The organism is Facklamia sp. P13064 (assembly GCF_050409425.1).
Lineage (GTDB): Bacteria > Bacillota > Bacilli > Lactobacillales > Aerococcaceae > Facklamia.
In genome coordinates this window covers 274,200-292,968 of sequence record NZ_JBNUPM010000001.1, presented here as the reverse complement: position 1 = coordinate 292,968, position 18,769 = coordinate 274,200, and the positions used below count along the sequence as shown (strand labels likewise).

The following is an 18,769-nucleotide window of genomic DNA, read 5'->3' as shown; positions in this document are numbered from 1 at the left end:
AACACCAGATCCAGATCCAACGCCAAATCCAGATCCAACGCCAGATCCAGATCCAACGCCAGATCCAGATCCAGATCCAACACCAGATCCAGATCCAACACCAGATTTAGACCAGACTACTCCTAAGGGTGAAGAAGTAACTGTCAATAAGTCAGGGATTTTACTGCCTAATACTGGTTCTGATGAAGGAGAATATGTAGCAATGGGTCTTACTTTACTGGCAATGGGCTTAGGAATTTCTGTAGCAGAATTAAAAAAACGCCTAAGTGAGAATCAATAAACTGTAGGCTAAGACGCTAGTGTAAGATCTTTAAATAGGACTCTCTTCATTCTTAAATGGATGAAGAGAGTTTTTAAATGGGCGAGTTGTTTTTAAAGACAGAAAGATATATGATTATTTATATAAAAATGATTGAGCTTAATAGCTTTATAGTTTCTTGAGGAGGATAGAAGTTATGGAAAACATACTTTATGGAGAATCACCGATTATTCATAAAAAGCCAATCAAAGATGGAGAGGGCAATGATATAGGTAAGACCATTATTATTGAAGATAATGAAGGAAATATCATTTTAAGTCAGAACATTTTGAATGATAGCAATGGGAAATCAGTAAAAGTTAATGTGAATCAATCAGAAAGAGGGGGTGTGTATGGATACACGGTCAATATTTTAAAGCCGACCGGGGAAGAAGAGAAGATATTTTTAGAAAACAAGTCAAGTAATCTTGAAAATGAGCAACCAGTTGTTGAAACTAAAGATTTGAAGGATTTTCAAGAACAAATTATTGGCAAAACATTTGTCATCAAAGATAGCCAAGAAAAGTTGATCGCCACTCACCATATTTTAAATGATCCCGATGGCAAAGAACCTGAGCTTAAAATTATTGCTGAGGGAACGGGTCATAAAGTGATTATTTATAAACCAGATGGTGACTTTGAAGAAGTTTTTGTGGAAAACAAAAAAGTTCCAACCATCGAAAAAATCCCTTTTAAGGATAATCAAGGAAGTATTATAGGATACACTGTTTTAGTTAAAGATGATGCAGAGCGAGTTTTATTGAACGAACATATTTTGATTGGCAAACAAGAAATAGCCCCAGATGTTAAAATCACTTATGATAAAGACGAAAACGGGGATCGAGGTTATTTAATTATAATTACGAATGCAGAGGGGTTGAAAAAAGAAACCTTTATAAAAAATGAAAAAGTCCCTACTATTGAACAGTCAGCATTTAAAGATAAAGAAGGAAACACCATAGGAACAACTATGACTTTAAAAAATGGAGATGGAGAATTGGTTTCGATTGAATATATTTTACATGACAAAACCATTGAGAAAGTTGAATATTCTATTCAACCTAGCCAAAATGATAAGGGAGAAATAGGTCATTTAGTTATCATAGAAAATCCTGATGGTACAATTAGCAAAACTTTTGTAAAAAGTTAAAGAAAATATAAATACCATCGGATAAAGAGAGTTAAGGTATGATAAAGAGTCTTTGAATGGTGTTAATGAAAAAGAGACAAATTCTAAAGGTGGGAACAACTGAAGAAAAATATATTCTAACTATTGTTCAGAACACTTTTATATGGACCATCAGCCAGTGAAAAAGCCACCCAGCCTGTATGTAAAATGACGGAAAATTTAAGGTATAATTATGCTATTTAGCGGGTAACAAAGTCGAAAAATGGGTGTTGATGAGTAATTGTTGTGATGGGCAAGTTGAGACCTTGATTATATGAGTTTTAATCTTAATAAAACTCATCACTTTGACCCTCAAGCACAATAAAGTATTGGCTATCCTAAAAATAGTCAGAGCATGATAGGGATCAATAGAAAGCGCCAAAAAAGTTTTTTAATTCATTAATTCTTTATTATTATCAGTAAGTTAATAATTATTAAACTTTCGAAGGACAGAGCAAACTTTATTAAAAACTTCACAAAATTTTGAATCAGTATTTACGGTGTAAGGATAAACATGATATACTAGACCTATATGAACTAACAAAGAAATGGGGAAATTGTAAATGTCTAAAACAATGGCGATTAATGCGGGTTCTTCAAGTTTGAAATTCCAAATCATAGAGATGCCTGAAGAAACAGTGGTTTCTAAAGGATTAGTTGAACGTATTGGATTAAGCGATTCAAAATTAGAAATTAAATATACGGACGCTAATGGTGAAGATCAAAAGTTTCAAATAGTCGAAGATATTGCAGATCATGCTCGTGCAGTGGATTTATTACTAACTAAACTTCTAGACTTAGGAGTTATCACAAACTTTGAAGAAATTACCGGTGTCGGACACCGTGTAGTAGCTGGTGGAGAACTCTTCAAGGAGTCTACTCTAGTAGATGAGCAAGTTATCAAAAACATTGAAGAATTGGGAGATTTCGCCCCCTTACATAACCCTGCGGAAGCAGTCGTAATTCGTGTTTTCCAAGAAAAATTACCACATGCTACCATGGCAGCAGTCTTTGATACTTCTTTCCATACTTCAATGCCGGCTGAAAATTATTTATACAGCATTCCGTACGAATACTATGAAAATTACTCCGTTCGTAAATATGGAGCTCATGGGACAAGTCACCAATTTGTGGCCCACCGTGCAGCTGAAATCGTAGGTAAGCCCATTGAAGATCTTAAAATTATCACTTGTCATTTAGGGAACGGAGCTTCAATTACTGCTGTGGAGAAAGGGAAATCTGTTGATACTTCAATGGGCTTCACTCCACTAGCTGGCTTAACAATGGGAACACGTGTCGGTGATATCGATGCATCTGCAATTCCATTCATCATGCAAAAGGAAGGTATTGAAAGCATTGAAGAGATGGTAACTATCTTCAATAAAAAATCTGGTTTACTCGGTATTTCAGGTGTCTCATCCGATATGCGTGATGTGGAAGAAGCTGCAGAAGCAGGAAACGAACGTGCACAACTAGCTCTAGATATTTTCTTCAATCGTATTATTAAATACATTGGACAATATGTAGCAGTGATGAATGGTGTAGATGTGATTGTCTTTACTGCCGGTATCGGTGAAAACTCTAAAGAAACACGTGAAATCACTATGAGAAACTTTGGTTATATGGGTGTTAAGATTGACGAAGAGCGTAATAACACACGCCAAGAAGCCATCGTTTCTACAGATGATTCTACGGTAACAGTTATCAACATTCCTACTAACGAAGAAATTGCGATTGCTCGTGACGTTGAGCGTCTTAAAAATCAAAAATAATCATTAAGATAAGTTGGTATGAACGTTATTCTCATTTGAGAATGACGTTCTTTTGGTATATTATTAAGGGAAGAAAATAAAGAAGTCTAGAGATACCAAACTGAAGGAGACACATGAATGGCTGAAAATATTATTATAGATGAGCAAGCGATCAATAGAACTCTAAAGAGAATGGCCCACGAAATTGTCGAACGGAATCCGAACGTCCAAGAATTAGTATTAGTAGGAATTAAAACAAGAGGCATATATTTAGCCCATCGTTTAGCTGAAAAAATTTCGCAAATTGAAGCTATTCAAGTAGAGCTAGAAGAGTTAGATATTTCTTTTTACCGTGATGATTTGACCCACAAGTTTAAAAATGAAGCACCTGTTGTTCAACCCCCTCACTTTTCTCACTCAATGCGTGATAAAGTTGTGATTATGGTGGATGATGTTTTATATACAGGTCGAACCATTCGAGCAGGACTGGATGCGATTCTATCGTCAGATCGTCCAGCCAAAATTCAATTGGCAATACTGGTGGATAGAGGTCATCGTGAACTCCCAATTCGCGCTGATTTCGTCGGTAAAAATATCCCGACATCCAGCGAAGAAAAAGTGGCAGTCAAATTAAATGAAGTAGACCAAGCAGAAGAAGTCGTTATCTTACGTAAATAAACGAAGCCCTTCAAAGTTATTAGCTTTGAAGGGCTTTTAATTTGAATGAGTTAATGCGACCTAAGAGTAAAGTAGATGAGCACAGAGACCATGGTAATCAAAATCAAAACAAGGACTAGCCAGACAAGACTCCAAATTTTTAATTGTAAATAGATTAAGATAAAGCCTAAAATAGCTAATAAAAAAAAGGTTAGTGCGATTAAATTGAAAATCCTAAGGTCTTGTAGCTTGAGCAATTTTAGTAAGGAATGTCGGAAGTAAAAAATATAGAGGGCCAAAATCACTAATATCGATGGGAAGGCATAGAGCAAAGCTTGTAGCATTATTAACCTCAATTCTATCTAAAGATTCATTAAAAAAGAGCTGGCAATTGCCAGCTCTCAAAATATATCCGAATCGTGCCGATTCAATAAAGCTAGGTTGAACCCGCTAGCAATCAGGTGGGGTTCTCACGAAATGCTTCTGACTTCCACATGCGATGGCTTGTCATAGGTATTCGATTGAAGAATCCCTAATGTAAAATGTTCGGTCAACACATTGACTATCTCTCGAACACATCAGATATATTTCCTATGTACCTAGTATAACACGATGAGATTGAATTGCAATAGTTTTGTTTGAAAAAATGAAAGCATTTACAATATTAGTCGTTAGTAGCTTATTGTATTGAGAAAGAAAAATCGAAACTCATAACTAAACCTTCATGTAAAGCTAATTTTGCTGTTTTTTTATTTCTTGATAGTATTGGTTAATAGCAGCTTCGTATTTTCCTGTTGGTTCGGCTTTGAAGTATTGCTTATTTTTAAGGGGATCGGGAAGATATTGTTGACGGATAAAATGATTGGGATAATCGTGAGGGTTTTGATAGCCGATGGAGCGACCTAATTTTTTTGCTCCCGCATAATGTCCATCTTTTAAGCTGTCTGGTACTGGGCCTGTGTGTCCAGCTTCAATATCCGCCAGGGCCGCATTAATGGCACGGTAGGAGGTGTTGGATTTAGGACTTAAGGCTAAATCTGCCACAGCGAAAGCCAAAGGTATGCGTGCTTCTGGTAGGCCCAACTTTTCAGCAGCTTCAACAGCCGCTACTGTTCGTTGAGTAGCTTGCGGATTGCCAAAACCAATATCTTCATAGGCAATAACTAACAAACGTCGGCAAGCGATGACTAATTCGCCAGCTTCTAAAAGAATAGCTAAGTAATACATAGCCGCATCCACATCTGATCCTCGAATTGACTTTTGAAAAGCAGAGATGACATCATAGTGATTGTCACCATCTTTGTCATGGCTTAATCGTTTACGCTGTAAACATTCTTCAGCAATTTCTGGCGTGATTACAATCTTACCCTGATCGTTTTCAGCTGTAGAAAGAACGGCCAACTCTAATGCGTTGAGGGCTGAACGAATGTCGCCATTTGTTACAGATGAAAAATGTTCAAGGGTGTCTTTGGTAATTTCAACTGGATACTTGCCCAAGCCATGATCAACATCCTTAATCGCTCTTTGTAACCCCTCTTGAATCTCTTGACAGGATAGAGGTTTGACTTCAAAAATTTGAGTACGTGAGCGAATGGCAGGATTAATCGAAATGTAAGGATTCTCAGTAGTCGCACCTATTAAAATAATCCGTCCGTTTTCTAAATGAGGCAACAAGTAGTCTTGCTTAAGCTTGTTCAAACGGTGAATTTCATCTAATAGTAATATCAAGGTACCTGACATTTTGGCTTCAGTGACGACAACTTCTAAATCTTTTTTTGCATCAGTTGCTGCATTTAAATGACGAAAAGCATATTCCGTAGTACCAGCAATAGCAGCAGCAATCGAAGTTTTTCCGGTACCTGGTGGACCATATAGAATCATAGAAGAAAGACGTTTGGCCTCAACCATTCGACGGATAATTTTGCCAGATCCTACAAGGTGAGTTTGTCCCAAGACTTGATCAATGTGCTGCGGCCGCATGCGATAAGCTAAAGGTTGTTGCATTAGGAAACCTCCTTATAATGTGTATAGTTTACCACAAAAGGCTCTTTTTGATTAATATACGCCTTTTATTTCTATAAGTAAACACTTTCAAAATCATTAAAATACGTTATAATAGTTGTATTAGGAATGAAAAGGTGAGGCAATGATATATTTTGATTATGCAGCGACAACCCCAGTCGACCTCCGTGTTCAAGCACGAATTTCTCATGCTTTAGCAGAATCTTTTGGAAACCCTTCTGCTACATATAAGCTAGGAAAGGCAAGTAAAAATAAGTTGACCTTAGCGCGTCGACGCTTAAAAGAGTTGTTAAAATTAGATGAAAACGCTGATTTGTACTTCACTTCCGGTGCAACAGAGGCCATCAATTGGGCACTGCGATCACAAGCTGTTCGAGCACGTGATTTAGGTCTAGGTAATCATATTGTTACCACAGCAATTGAACATTCAGCAGTGGATAAGGTTCTTCTTGATTTAGAAAGCAGAGGGTTTGAAGTGAGCCGAATTCAGCCGGACTCTAACCATCAATTCACACTACAGCAATTTATTGAAGCCAGTAAAGAAACGACCATCGGTTGGACAGCTATGGCAGTAAATAATGAAGTGGGTTCTCAACTTCCTATCCAAGACCTAGGTCAATATGCTAAGCAAAAGGGCTATTGGTTCCATGTTGATGCCACTCAAGCTGTTGGTTATCAACCGATTAACCCACAAAATTTTCCTTGTAGCTCTTTCAACGGGTCAGGTCATAAATTTTATGCACCAAAAGGAATTGGTTTTCTGGTCTATCAGGCTTGGAACAAAGAAATGACCTTAGATCCTTTATTATTAGGTGGTGATCAAGAATATACTAAGCGTTCAGGAACTGAAAACCTTCCTTATATTTTAGGTATGGTGGAGGCCTTGGAGTTGATGTATCAGGGGTATGAAGAACTACAAGGAAATTTTAAAGAACTAACAGCATATTTTTTTCAACGATTAGATGAAGCGAGCATTAACTATCAAAGAAATGGTGATCTTAATCATCATAATAACCGCATACACAGTATTTGGTTTAAAGGAAAATTAGCTAGCCAGTTGATTATTCAAATGGACATGCAAGACATTTATCTTTCAGCAGGATCCGCTTGTTCAGCCGGTTCAGTAAAACCCAGTCGCATTCTAACTGCTTATTACCCAGATAACCCAGCGCGTTGGCAAGAGAGTGTTCGAATTTCATTTGGTCGTTATACGACTAAAAATGAGATTGATCAATTAATTGAAGCAATTATAAAAATAAATAAATAGTAAGGAGTAGAACAATGGCATTTACACCAGAAGCAAAATTATTAGGATTCAATCGAACTTTTGAAGTCAGTCCAGAATGTAGACCTTATACTTTAAGAGATAATGGCTTCAATGAAACACGTGGAGGTAACTACTTATACAAACGAGAATTAGATTCGACACATCGTACAGGTTTGGTTTTAAAGGTAACTGTTAATGCTGATTTAAATGGGTTAAAAATTTCAACCGTAAATTCTAACGGTTTGCAGGCGGTTAATGTGTTCAGCCTGGCCAACAACGAGATGGTAATTGAAAAAATAAATTTCATTTTCGACGGATTTGTTGACCGAAACGTTCTAGTTGAAGTAAAATAGAAAATAGTTTTGAATGTATCTAAACGGACTTTCCATTCAAGGTGAGTTCGTTTTTAATCTTTATATAAATATTAAAAGAAAGGAAGACCCAATGACTCCAACAAAAGATAAAGCACAAACGCGAGTAGTGATAGGTATGTCAGGAGGTGTCGATTCTTCGGTAGCCGCCTTATTACTAAAGGAAGAAGGCTATGACGTGGTCGGTCTGTTCATGAAGAACTGGGATGATACGGATGAAAATGGTGTTTGTACGGCTACCAAAGATTATGAAGATGTTGCCTTAGTCGCTGAACAAATTGGTATTCCCTATTATTCAGTTAATTTTGAAAAAGAATATTGGGATCGCGTTTTTGAATATTTTTTAAGTGAATATCGCAAGGGACGAACACCCAATCCGGATGTTATGTGTAATAAAGAAGTCAAATTCAAGGCCTTCTTAGATTATGCCACCGAATTAGGGGCGGATTATATTGCCATGGGTCATTATGCCCAAGCAGCAAGAGATGACAAAGGACAGGTTCATTTGTTGCGTGCATCGGATCAAAGGAAAGACCAGACTTATTTCCTTAATCAATTATCTCAACAGCAATTACAAAAAGCTTTATTCCCACTTGGACACTTGGAAAAAACACAAGTGCGTGAAATTGCAGCCCAAGCAGGCTTAGCAACCGCTAAGAAGAAAGATTCTACTGGGGTATGTTTTATTGGAGAGAGAGATTTTAACCAATTTCTATCTAATTATTTACCCAACCAACCGGGTAAAATGAAAACTTTAGATGGTGAAGTGAAAGGCGACCATATGGGATTGATGTACTATACAATTGGGCAAAGACATGGTTTAGGTATAGGCGGATCTACTGGATCGAATGGCTCCAATGAGCCTTGGTTTGTGATTGGCAAGGACATGGCTACTCAAACACTTTATGTAGGCCAAGGCTTCCACCATCCGCATTTATATGCTGATTACTTAGAAGCTTCGGATCTTTCTTTTACAGATGGTGATAAGAGTGATCGGACTTTTAGATGCACTATTAAATTTCGTTACCGTCAAGAAGATGTTCCAGCAGAAGTGACGATTTATGACCAAGGGAAAAAAGCACGAGTGGTTTTTGATGAACCAGTACGAGCCATTACGCCTGGACAAGCGGTAGTTTTCTACCAAGACCAAGAGTGTCTAGGAGGTGGCATTATTGATGCGGCCTATAAAGATAATCAAATGCGGCAATATATTTAAATGTCAGTCACCCTGAGCATTTAGGGTGATTTTTTTATGGACATATTAAGAGTCTTAGGCAAGCTTTGAATGGCAAGCTCTAGTTCTTAATAAAAAAGATTGATATAATAAGACATACAAGTGAGGTGAGAGTGGATGGAAGAATTAATAGTAGGTAGCGTGGAAAGTACCATCTTCGAAAATGACCAAAATTTTTATAAGGTCTTGCGCATTAGTGTAGATTTAGATCAAACGAGTCTCTTGGTAGACGAAGAATTGGTTATTACGGGTCAATTTACTACGATCCATTACGATACGCCCTATCAATTTTTTGGAAAATTAGTCCACCACCCACGTTTTGGACAGCAATTTTCAGTCACTCGCTACCAGCAATTGATGCCGACTTCACGCAGGGGCTTAATTGATTATTTGTCCAGCAATCGTTTCAAAGGAGTAGGTCCTAAAACAGCCACAAAAATCGTAGAGTCATTAGGGGAAACGGCAATTGATCAAATCCTTGATGATCCCAATGCTTTAGACAAAGTGAGTGGTTTAACAGCTAAAGTTGCCAATCAATTAAGGGCCAGTCTTTTAAAATTTCAAGGAACAGAACGTATTTTTATGCAGTTAAGCGAATGGGGCTTTGGTCCTAATTTAGCAGATAGAATCTATAAGAAATTCCAATCGAATACACTGGAACAAATAAAAGAAAATCCCTATCAATTAGTAATAGAGATTGAAGGAATCGGATTCACTAAGGCCGATAAGTTAGCAGAACAATTAGGCATTCAACCCGACGCCGCTGAACGAATTGCTTCAGCTATTACCATGGCGGTGGCACAAATTTCTACCGATCAAGGAGATACCTATGTACCGATACCGGATTCGTTGAGAACTGCACGCGACCTCCTAGAAAAAAGTCGCCCCTTTTTGATTGAGGATGATTTATTGACCAAGGGGTTGGATCTTGCAATTATTCAAGACCAGCTGTTAGTGCTAGGAGAAGATCTTGTCATTCCCTCAATTTTCTACGCAGAGTACGGAAGTAGTAAAAAGATTCACGACTATCTGATGGCTGAACAAGTTAAGCGATTTGAAGCAGAAGAGATTGATCAAGCCATTGAGGATGTTATGGCCTTAATTAAAATTGACTATGATCAAGAGCAACAGCAGGCATTAAAATTAGCCATTCAATCCCCTCTCTCTATTATTACAGGAGGTCCAGGAACCGGAAAAACAACCTTGGTACAAGGACTCATTTATTTACATGCTATCTTACATGGCTATGATCTGGCCGATCTAAATGAGGATAATTTTGATTCTCCAATCCGTTTGGCGGCTCCGACAGGCAGGGCGGCTAAACGGATGCAAGAAACTTCTCATTTGCCAGCTTCTACCATTCACCGCTTAATTGGTTATAATCGTGAGTCGACGCTAAGAGACTTTGAACCGATGATAATTGATGGCAGCCTTTTAATTATCGACGAAATGTCAATGGTTGATGTGTGGTTAATGAATTGGTTGCTACAAGCCATTCCCTATGAAATGCAAGTAGTCTTTGTCGGGGATAAGGACCAACTGCCCTCAGTAGGACCAGGTAAAGTTTTTTCAGATATGATTGATTCGGGTCTGATTCCAACTGTTTCGCTATCCAAAATTTATCGTCAGTCCGATGATTCATCCATCGTTCATTTAGCTCACCATATACGTCAAGGCTATCTGCCAGAGGATTTTTTAGCCAAGCATAATGACCGTTCATTTATCCCTTGCTCTGCTCAGCAAGTCAGTGATGTGGTTGGACAGATTGTAGCAGCAGCAATTAAAAAAGGCTTTAATAGCCAAACGCTACAAGTCCTAGCCTCTATGTATAAGGGACCAGGTGGCATCAATCAGATCAATGACTTGATGCAAGAAATGTTGAATCCTGCTAGTTCAAAAAAACGTGAGATAAAACATTTTGACCAAGTCTACCGTATAGGAGACAAGGTTCTTCAACTGGTAAATAATACAGAAGAGGGTGTTTACAATGGGGATATTGGCAAGATAACTGCTATCTTAACGGCAAAAGAAAGTTCAAATAATGTGGAAGAAGTGATTGTTGATTTTGATGACAATGAAATCCACTATCGTAAAAATGAACTGGATCAGCTGACTCTGGCTTATTGTTGTTCCATTCATAAGGCACAAGGATCAGAATATGACTTAGTCATCTTACCATTGGTTGATCGCTATTCACGCATGTTAAGAAGGGACATCATCTATACTGCTGTGACAAGGGCGGTCAAATCCTTAGTCATGGTAGGGAACCCTCAAAGTTTTAATAAGGCGGTTTCACAAGTTCAAATAGAACGCAAAACCAAATTAGCTGAATACTTACAATTAAACTTGACTGAGCAAGCAAAGAAGCGAGAGCTGACAAAAAGCAAAAAGCAAGAGGATGATACAGCAAGTGTTACTCAAGTAGCAGAAAGCAAAATGTCAAAAGCAAGCTTTGTCTTAAATGACCAAACCATCTGGCAAGTCGATCCCATGATTGGCATGGAAGGACTCAAGCCGGAAGATTTTGTATAGTAATAAAGCTTTCTTTGTGTGATTTTAATAGTAACTAGCAAAACCTCCTAAAGAATGTTTCTTTAGGGGGTTTTGATAATTAAAACTTCAGTCGCATTATCTATTGATTATAATTTCAAATAAAACAGAAAGGATGCCGACGATTATCAAGATGGCCATCAGAGAATATTGTTTTCTACTATAAGCTAAATTTATTTCCATCAGCCATGTGGCAATATACACTACTGTTGAAATAAAAAGTAAAGCTAACCCTAAGGACAATCCAATCGAAAAAAGTGGATTAGACTTAGGCAAGCCTGATAGCAAGACGGATATAATTATGATTACGCCAATCATGCCTATAATTGGAAAGATTTTCAAAATGTTTTCAATTTTTAAATCTTTCTTGTGATTATCTTTATTCATAAGTTTCACCACCTTTTATAAATATTATTTAGCTAATTTTAATTTAATAACTGGTCCTCAAGATTAATTATATAACTTGTTACAACTTCTATCTTTCTTCAATTCCTTGATTTTTTAAAGGTGTTATGGATGCCTAGGCTTTTACTAAAGAATTTATCGTACGATCACCTACTTTTCAATGAAAAACTTTCTATTAATGATTATATACTAACTGGCAAGATTTTTTTATTCAGGATTGACCTTTTTTATAAAAATTGCTATATTACTAAAGGTAGAGGACATGTCAGGTCATTCTAGAGAGATTACATTTGGTGCAAGTAATCAAGACATTGATGCTCCCTCATACGGACCATTCGAAAGATTGGCGTTTTGCTGGCGTTAACAGTCACTTAAGAAGATAACCAAGAGTTATTATAAGCAAGGTGGTACCGTGGTTAAGCGCCCTTGCATATAATGACTCTTTATTTTTATTGAAGGAGAATGCGGCATGAAACCATTAAAAAGTAAAGAAATACGTCAGATGTTTTTAGATTTTTTTGCAGAGAAAAATCATCAAATCGTTCCCTCAGCTAACCTCATTCCAATTAACGATCCAACGCTGTTATGGATTAACTCAGGGGTTGCTGCTTTGAAGAAATACATGGATGGAACTGAAGTTCCTGACAATCCCAAGATTGCCAATGTTCAAAAGTGTATTCGTACCAACGATATTGAAAACGTTGGTGTGACTGCACGACACCATACTTTATTTGAAATGCTAGGTAACTGGTCCATAGGGGATTACTTTAAAGAAGAAGCCATTCAATGGGCGTGGGAATTTTTAACTTCAGAAAAATGGTTGAATTTTGATCCCAACCGCCTATATGTTACCTATTATCCCGAAGATGAAGAAACTAAGCAGATTTGGATAGAAAAATGTGGTTTAGATGAAGATCATATTGTGGCTGTGGCTGATAATTTTTGGGATATTGGTGCCGGACCATGTGGTCCCGATTCAGAGATCTTCTACGACCGAGGGGAAAATTATCAAAACCTTTCAGCTGATGACCCTGAAATGTACCCAGGAGGAGAAAATGAACGTTACTTAGAAATTTGGAATCTAGTATTCTCACAATACAATCATATGCCAGATGGAAGCTACCAACCCTTGCCTAACAAGAACGTTGATACAGGTATGGGCTTAGAACGGATGGCCTCGGTCATGCAAGATGTTCCGACAAATTTCGAAACAGATTTATTTATGCCGATCATTGAAGCAATTGGTAGATTGACAACTGTCAATTATGGTGATGATGTAAAAACAGATACCTCTTTTAAAGTTATTGCTGATCATATCCGTGCGGTATCCTTTGCTATTGCTGATGGAGCTTTACCTTCTAATGAAGGACGCGGCTATATCTTAAGACGCTTAATCCGTCGTGCAGTTATGCATGGTCGTAAATTAGGAATTAATCATCTGTTTATTTCAGATTTAGTGCCAATTATTGTGGCTATGATGGGTGATCCTTATAAAGAGCTCATCGAAAAAGAAAACTTTGTTAAAGAAGTACTTTTAAAAGAAGAACAACGTTTCCATGAAACAATTGAAGAAGGCGAAGTCCAACTTCATCAAGTGATTAATGCGGTTCGTCAAGCAGGCCAAACGGTTATTAATGGAGACAGGGCTTTTCATTTATATGACACCTTCGGTTTCCCACTTGAATTGACGCAAGAAATGGCTGATGAAGAAGGGCTAACAGTAGACATTGAAGGTTTTGAGACAGCCATGGAAGAACAAAGAGAAAGAGCCCGTGCCGCACGTACAGATGAAGGATCGATGGCGATCCAATCGACAACTCTACAAGCTATTGACTATGATTTTGATTTTGTGGGTTATGAACAATTAAGTTCAGATGCGACATTGAAATATATTGTCGTCGATGACCAAGAAGTGGACCAATTACCAGCTAATAGTGAAGGGATTGTATTCTTTAACCGCTCACCTTTTTATGCCGAAATGGGGGGACAAGTAGCCGATTTAGGAGGGATTTTTGATGGCGATCAAATGCTGGCAGAGGTCCTAGATGTTCAAAAGAGTCCTCATGGTCAATTTATGCATAAGGTGAAAACATTGGAAATGCCGTTAAATCGTGAACAGTCTTATACTTTGACAGTTGACCGTCAAGCCAGAATGAGGACCAATCAAAATCATACAGCTACTCACTTATTACATAAGGCCTTAAAAGAAGTTTTAGGGGACCACGCTAATCAAAAAGGATCGTATGTGGGGCCAGATCGCTTACGTTTTGACTTTTCACATTTTGGTAAAATGTCAGCCGAAGAACTTAAACAAGTGGAATCCTATGTAAACTTTATGGTTGAAAACGCTATTAATGTTGACATAAGTGAAATGCCAATTGATGAAGCAAAAGCAATGGGAGCCATGGCACTCTTTGGTGAAAAATATGGGTCAATTGTTCGCGTAGTTAATGTAGGCAATGAATCCATCGAATTGTGTGGAGGAACTCACGTTAACAATACTAATGAGATTGGAACCTTTAAATTAATGGCTGAAAGTGGTATAGGAGCAGGATTGCGCCGCATTGAAGCCTTAACAGGTCAAGCAGCTATCGCCAACTATCAAAAGAACGAATCGCTACTAAAAGAAGTTCAAAATCAATTGAAAGTTAGCCAAAGTGATCAACTGTTAAGCAAGATTGAACAGTTACAACAGGATCTTAAAGTACAGCAATCTGAAATCGACTCCTTGACTGCACGCTTAATGCAGGAAGCTTCAGATGAAATCTTTGATGATGTTCAAACAGTTAAAGACATTAGCTTTATTGCAGCCAGCGTAGACAATCAAAATATGGATTCTTTAAGATCTTTAGGCGATACATGGCGAGAAAAAGCTGCTTCTAATATCCTTGTTTTAGCCACTTCTCATGAGGGAAAAGCTAATCTGTTAGTTTTAGTCGATCAAGAAACAGTGGCTAAGGGCATTAATGCGGGAGATTTAATAAAACCATTAGCAAAACATATTAAAGGTGGTGGAGGAGGTCGTTTGACTATGGCGCAAGCAGGGGGTAAAAATCCAGCGGCTATTCCTCAGTTATTAGAAGCAGTGCCGCAAGAGATTGAGAATAGACTGATCTAGCCTGAAACACAATTTTAATAGTGAAAAAGCTATAAATAAAGCACAATAAGAGCCTTTTTATAGGGGTTTATGGTAAACTGGAGATAATAGCTAACAAATCAACTAGGGATGTATTAAGTTGATGAGATTAAGAAAGGTTCGGTGAATACATCTATGCAATCATTAGATGAAACAATACTCTTTAAGTTAGATGATTTAAACCAACATACAGTTCGCGAGAGCTTAGAGATTGTCTATCGCGCATTGGAGGAGAAGGGGTATGATCCAGTCAATCAAATTGTGGGCTATCTCTTATCAGGTGACCCGGCTTATATTCCACGTCACAATGATGCGCGTAACCTCATTCGTCGTCATGAACGCGATGAAATTGTCGAAAAATTAGTCAAGTATTATCTAACTAAGAAGGAGTCTTAGTTCATGCCAATTGGAAATCGCAGCATGGGCTTAGATGTGGGTTCTAAAACGGTAGGGGTTGCTATTAGTGACTTAATGGGTTGGACAGCCCAAGGAATCGAAACTATACCGATTGATGAAGAATCGGATAACTTTGGTTATCAACGTCTTCAAGAACTCATCGAAGAGTATAAAGTAGATAAAGTCATTATTGGCTTGCCAAAAAATATGAACAATACATTAGGACCAAGAGCAGAGGCTTCCCAAAAATTTGGTGAAAAACTGCATAAAATTGTCCCAGACTGTCAAATTATTTATCAAGATGAGCGATTGACTACTTCTCAAGCAGAACGGATGCTGATTGAAGAAGGGAATGTCTCACGTAAAAAACGCAAAAAAGTAATTGATAAATTAGCAGCAGTGATGATTTTACAAAATTACTTAGATTATAAGAAATAGGGGTGTTAAGATGGTAGAAGAACATAATCATGAACACGCAGAAAAAGAAATTGACTACATTACTGTTGTCGATGAAGAAGGCAACGAATCGTTATATGAAATTCTATTCACCTTTGATTCACAAGACTATAATAAATCCTATGTCCTTATTTATCCAGCTGGAGCAAATGAAGAAGAAGAAGTAGAAATTCAAGCTTACTCCTATAAAGAAAATCCAGATGGGACTTCTGGTGATTTACAAGCGATCGAAACTGAAGAAGAATGGAACATGATTGACGAAGTATTAAATACATTTTTGGCAGATGAAGAAGAATAGTTAAGAAAGCTAAGCTCTTTCCGATTGATGAAATCGGCAAGAGCTTTTTCTCTTATAAAATCATGAAGCTTGAAACATTAATTTAATCATTCATTAATTAGGTCAGGATAGTTATTTACTGTGTTATTTGCTATAATGCTTACAACATTAGGCTATTAGGAGGAAGTATGAAGATAGATTGGAATAGAATACAAGAAGATGCAAAAGTAAATGAAACCATGCATGTTAAAGAATTACTTTGGACCAATCGAGTAATTAAAATCATTCTTTGGATATTTTTGATTATTATCGTAGTAGGCACCTTACTCATTTATTGGAAACTGGATAAAGATTTAGGGCCGGTGGATGCCAATAGTTCTGAGGCAATCGAAGTGACGATTCCCATCGGGTCGACTTCTAGTGATATTGCACAAATTTTAGAAGATGAAAAACTGGTTAACAATAGTCAAATTTTTAATTTGTTTATGAAATTTAAAGGAGCTAGTGACTTTCAAGCAGGCTATTATCAATTAAAGCCTAATATGAATGCAGAAGAGTTGATTGCAACTTTAAAGGAAGGTGGCGAACCAATCCAAGAAGATATTGATACCACACTGACTGTTGTGGAAGGCATGCAAATAACTGATATTGCACAAGTAGTGGCTGAACAAACACCAATTGAAGCTGATACTTTTCTTGATCGCGTTCAAAGTGAAGAGCTGTTTGAAGACTTGTTAAGGCGTTTTCCAAGCTTGATTCAACCACTATCTGAGATTGAAGGCTTAAAATATCGTTTAGAAGGTTATCTTTTCCCAGCTACTTATGATTATATTGCTGGCATGACGGCTGATGATTTAATCATTAATATGGTTGGAAAAGCTAATATTGAATTTCAGAAATTGCAAGAAGACCTTAGCAATACTTGGTTAAACTATCACCAGTTGTTGAGTCTGGCTTCGGTTGTTGAACGAGAAGCATCGACTGATGAAGATCGCGCCTTAGTTGCAGGAGTTTTCTTCAACCGTCTAAACATTGAAATGGCTCTACAAAGTGATATTACGGTTATTTATGCACTTGGCAAGCATAAAGAGCTGGTTACTTATGAAGATTTAGAAGTAGATTCGCCTTATAATACGTATCAACATAGCGGGTTGCCAGTAGGACCGATTAATAGTCCTTCTCTATCATCGATTATGGCGACTATATATCCAACTTATTCAGATAACTATTACTTTGTCGCAGATATGAATACAGGCAAAATCTATTATTCTGCAACAGAAGCTGAGCATAGTGCCTTAGTAGAACAATACGTTCAACCATTCTTTGATGAAGCAAAAAAAGAAGCGAGTCAAGAAAATGCAGAATTAGAAGAAGAATAGCAAGAACAACAAATGAAACTTTTAACAAGCATTTGAATACTAAAAAAGAAATAATATGAAATGGCTTGCATTCAGCTAATTTATATGTTATTTTCTTAAGTATAGTTTTGAGCAAGTTCAATAGAAAGCAAGTAATCACCTCTTATTGGGTGGTTGCTTTCTTTATGTATTTGTCAATTAAGGGAGTGAAGTAATGGGGGATAGACCCATCATCATCGGTGTCACTGGTGGATCAGGTTCTGGTAAATCAAGTGTTAGCAAGCGAATATTAGAACAGTTTACTGAGATGTCCGTTTTGGTCTTAGCACAAGATAATTATTATAAAGACCAAAGCCATCTGACATTTGAGGAAAGATTAAAGACGAATTACGACCATCCCTTTGCTTTTGACAATGATTTATTTTTTGAACATATCCAAGCTTTTATAAGAGGTGAAACAATTGAAGTCCCTATTTATGATTTTGTGAACCACACGCGTTCACTTGAAACACGTAGAGAAGCTTCACGTGACGTGCTAATCTTAGAAGGGATTTTAATTTTTGAAGATAAAATGATTCGTGACTTATGTGATATTAAAATATATGTCGATACGGAAGATGATATTCGCCTTTCTAGAAGAATTAAACGCGATGTCATTAAAAGAGGACGTTCTGTAGAATCTGTTCTTGAACAGTACGAAACAGTTGTCAAGCCGATGCATCATCAATTTACTGAGCCAACTAAACGCTATGCAGATATTATTGTCCCGGAAGGCGGCCATAATCATGTGGCCATAGATTTATTAGTTACTAAAATTAACACAATTATTAATTAATTTGAAGGAGTATTAACAGATGGCAGATAAAACATATCCAATGACCCTAGAAGGTAAGAAAAAAATTGAAGCTGAATTAGAAGATTTAAAAGTAAATAAACGAGCTGAAATTATTGAACGCATTAAAGTAGCCCGGTCTTTTGGTGATCTTTCTGAAAACTCAGAATATGAATCAGCAAAAGATGAACAAGCTTTCGTTGAAGGACGTATTTCAACATTAGAAAATATGATTCGCTTTGCTGAAATTATTGATGATAAAAATGTTGCGGCTAATGAAGTAACATTGGGTCGTACCGTGACTTTTAACGAATTGCCTGATGGTCCTGAAGAAGCATATACCATTGTTGGCTCTGCTGAAGCAGACCCAATGGAATATAAGATTTCTAACGATTCGCCAATGGCCAAAGCTCTATTAGGCCATAAAGTGGGTGATAAAGTAACTATTGAAACACCGGGCGGCTCATTTGATGTGGAAATTACTAAGGTGGCTAAGGCATAATTTATCCAACAGTTAGACTCCTTTTGGGGGTCTTTTTTTATGCCTTTTTCTAGGATTTGTTTGCTATAATAGATGGAAGATAAGCAAAG

General features: G+C 37.3%; 17 protein-coding genes and 1 other RNA gene. 15 read left to right on the top strand and 3 right to left on the bottom strand.

The window, feature by feature from the left end:
- The 4 genes from ACQV2S_RS01450 to pyrR all read left to right on the top strand — a co-directional run.
- On the top strand, positions 1-280 hold a 280-nt coding region (locus tag ACQV2S_RS01450), incomplete at its 5' end, for an LPXTG cell wall anchor domain-containing protein (RefSeq protein WP_428884904.1).
- A 175-nt stretch (positions 281-455) separates the two neighbouring features.
- A complete protein-coding gene (locus tag ACQV2S_RS01445) occupies positions 456-1,448 on the top strand; it encodes a hypothetical protein (RefSeq protein ID WP_428876306.1) in 993 nt (330 codons plus the stop codon).
- A 581-nt stretch (positions 1,449-2,029) separates the two neighbouring features.
- A complete protein-coding gene (locus ACQV2S_RS01440) occupies positions 2,030-3,238 on the top strand; it encodes an acetate kinase (protein ID WP_428874397.1) in 1,209 nt (402 codons plus the stop codon).
- Between the two features lie 117 nt (positions 3,239-3,355).
- Positions 3,356-3,895: a bifunctional pyr operon transcriptional regulator/uracil phosphoribosyltransferase PyrR gene (gene pyrR / locus ACQV2S_RS01435; protein ID WP_428874395.1), complete on the top strand. Its 540-nt coding sequence runs from the start codon at positions 3,356-3,358 to the stop codon at positions 3,893-3,895.
- A gap of 384 nt (positions 3,896-4,279) precedes the next feature.
- On the opposite strand, the gene ssrS is transcribed toward pyrR, so the two are convergent.
- A non-coding RNA gene (gene ssrS / locus ACQV2S_RS01430) (6S RNA) lies at positions 4,280-4,462 on the bottom strand.
- 144 nt (positions 4,463-4,606) lie between these two features.
- On the bottom strand, positions 4,607-5,878 hold the full coding sequence (locus ACQV2S_RS01425) for a replication-associated recombination protein A (RefSeq protein WP_428884903.1): 1,272 nt from the start codon (positions 5,876-5,878) through the stop codon (positions 4,607-4,609).
- A 142-nt stretch (positions 5,879-6,020) separates the two neighbouring features.
- Here ACQV2S_RS01425 and ACQV2S_RS01420 point away from each other — a divergent pair, with 142 nt between their 5' ends.
- The 4 genes from ACQV2S_RS01420 (at position 6,021) to recD2 (ending at position 11,300) form a co-directional block, all read left to right on the top strand.
- Positions 6,021-7,163: a cysteine desulfurase family protein gene (locus tag ACQV2S_RS01420; RefSeq protein WP_428882476.1), complete on the top strand. Its 1,143-nt coding sequence runs from the start codon at positions 6,021-6,023 to the stop codon at positions 7,161-7,163.
- A 14-nt stretch (positions 7,164-7,177) separates the two neighbouring features.
- Positions 7,178-7,516, top strand: a complete 339-nt coding sequence (locus tag ACQV2S_RS01415; protein ID WP_428874259.1) for a cysteine desulfurase — start codon at positions 7,178-7,180, stop codon at positions 7,514-7,516.
- Positions 7,517-7,607: 91 nt separating this feature from the next.
- Positions 7,608-8,750 carry a tRNA 2-thiouridine(34) synthase MnmA gene (gene mnmA, locus ACQV2S_RS01410; RefSeq protein ID WP_428884902.1) on the top strand — a complete coding sequence of 381 codons (1,143 nt, stop codon included), beginning with the start codon at positions 7,608-7,610 and terminating at the stop codon, positions 8,748-8,750.
- Positions 8,751-8,885: 135 nt separating this feature from the next.
- Positions 8,886-11,300 carry an SF1B family DNA helicase RecD2 gene (gene recD2, locus ACQV2S_RS01405; protein WP_428884901.1) on the top strand — a complete coding sequence of 805 codons (2,415 nt, stop codon included), beginning with the start codon at positions 8,886-8,888 and terminating at the stop codon, positions 11,298-11,300.
- Positions 11,301-11,396: 96 nt separating this feature from the next.
- Here recD2 and ACQV2S_RS01400 read toward each other — a convergent pair whose 3' ends face one another.
- Entirely contained in the window at positions 11,397-11,705 is a 309-nt protein-coding gene (locus ACQV2S_RS01400) for a hypothetical protein (protein ID WP_428874256.1), read from the bottom strand.
- Between the two features lie 487 nt (positions 11,706-12,192).
- Here ACQV2S_RS01400 and alaS point away from each other — a divergent pair, with 487 nt between their 5' ends.
- From alaS to greA, 7 genes are all read left to right on the top strand, one after another.
- On the top strand, positions 12,193-14,841 hold the full coding sequence (gene alaS, locus ACQV2S_RS01395; RefSeq protein ID WP_428884900.1) for an alanine--tRNA ligase: 2,649 nt from the start codon (positions 12,193-12,195) through the stop codon (positions 14,839-14,841).
- 153 nt (positions 14,842-14,994) lie between these two features.
- The gene (locus ACQV2S_RS01390; protein WP_428874262.1) at positions 14,995-15,255 is read left to right on the top strand and encodes an IreB family regulatory phosphoprotein; all 261 of its coding nucleotides are present in this window, start codon (positions 14,995-14,997) and stop codon (positions 15,253-15,255) included.
- A gap of 3 nt (positions 15,256-15,258) precedes the next feature.
- A complete protein-coding gene (gene ruvX, locus ACQV2S_RS01385) occupies positions 15,259-15,693 on the top strand; it encodes a Holliday junction resolvase RuvX (protein ID WP_428874254.1) in 435 nt (144 codons plus the stop codon).
- 10 nt (positions 15,694-15,703) lie between these two features.
- Positions 15,704-16,009 carry a DUF1292 domain-containing protein gene (locus tag ACQV2S_RS01380; RefSeq protein WP_428874253.1) on the top strand — a complete coding sequence of 102 codons (306 nt, stop codon included), beginning with the start codon at positions 15,704-15,706 and terminating at the stop codon, positions 16,007-16,009.
- Between the two features lie 167 nt (positions 16,010-16,176).
- Positions 16,177-17,367, top strand: a complete 1,191-nt coding sequence (mltG, locus tag ACQV2S_RS01375) for an endolytic transglycosylase MltG (RefSeq protein ID WP_428884899.1) — start codon at positions 16,177-16,179, stop codon at positions 17,365-17,367.
- 193 nt (positions 17,368-17,560) lie between these two features.
- A complete protein-coding gene (gene udk, locus ACQV2S_RS01370; protein WP_428875420.1) occupies positions 17,561-18,181 on the top strand; it encodes a uridine kinase in 621 nt (206 codons plus the stop codon).
- 19 nt (positions 18,182-18,200) lie between these two features.
- The gene (greA, locus tag ACQV2S_RS01365; RefSeq protein WP_428884898.1) at positions 18,201-18,680 is read left to right on the top strand and encodes a transcription elongation factor GreA; all 480 of its coding nucleotides are present in this window, start codon (positions 18,201-18,203) and stop codon (positions 18,678-18,680) included.
- Positions 18,681-18,769: the final 89 nt, after the last annotated feature.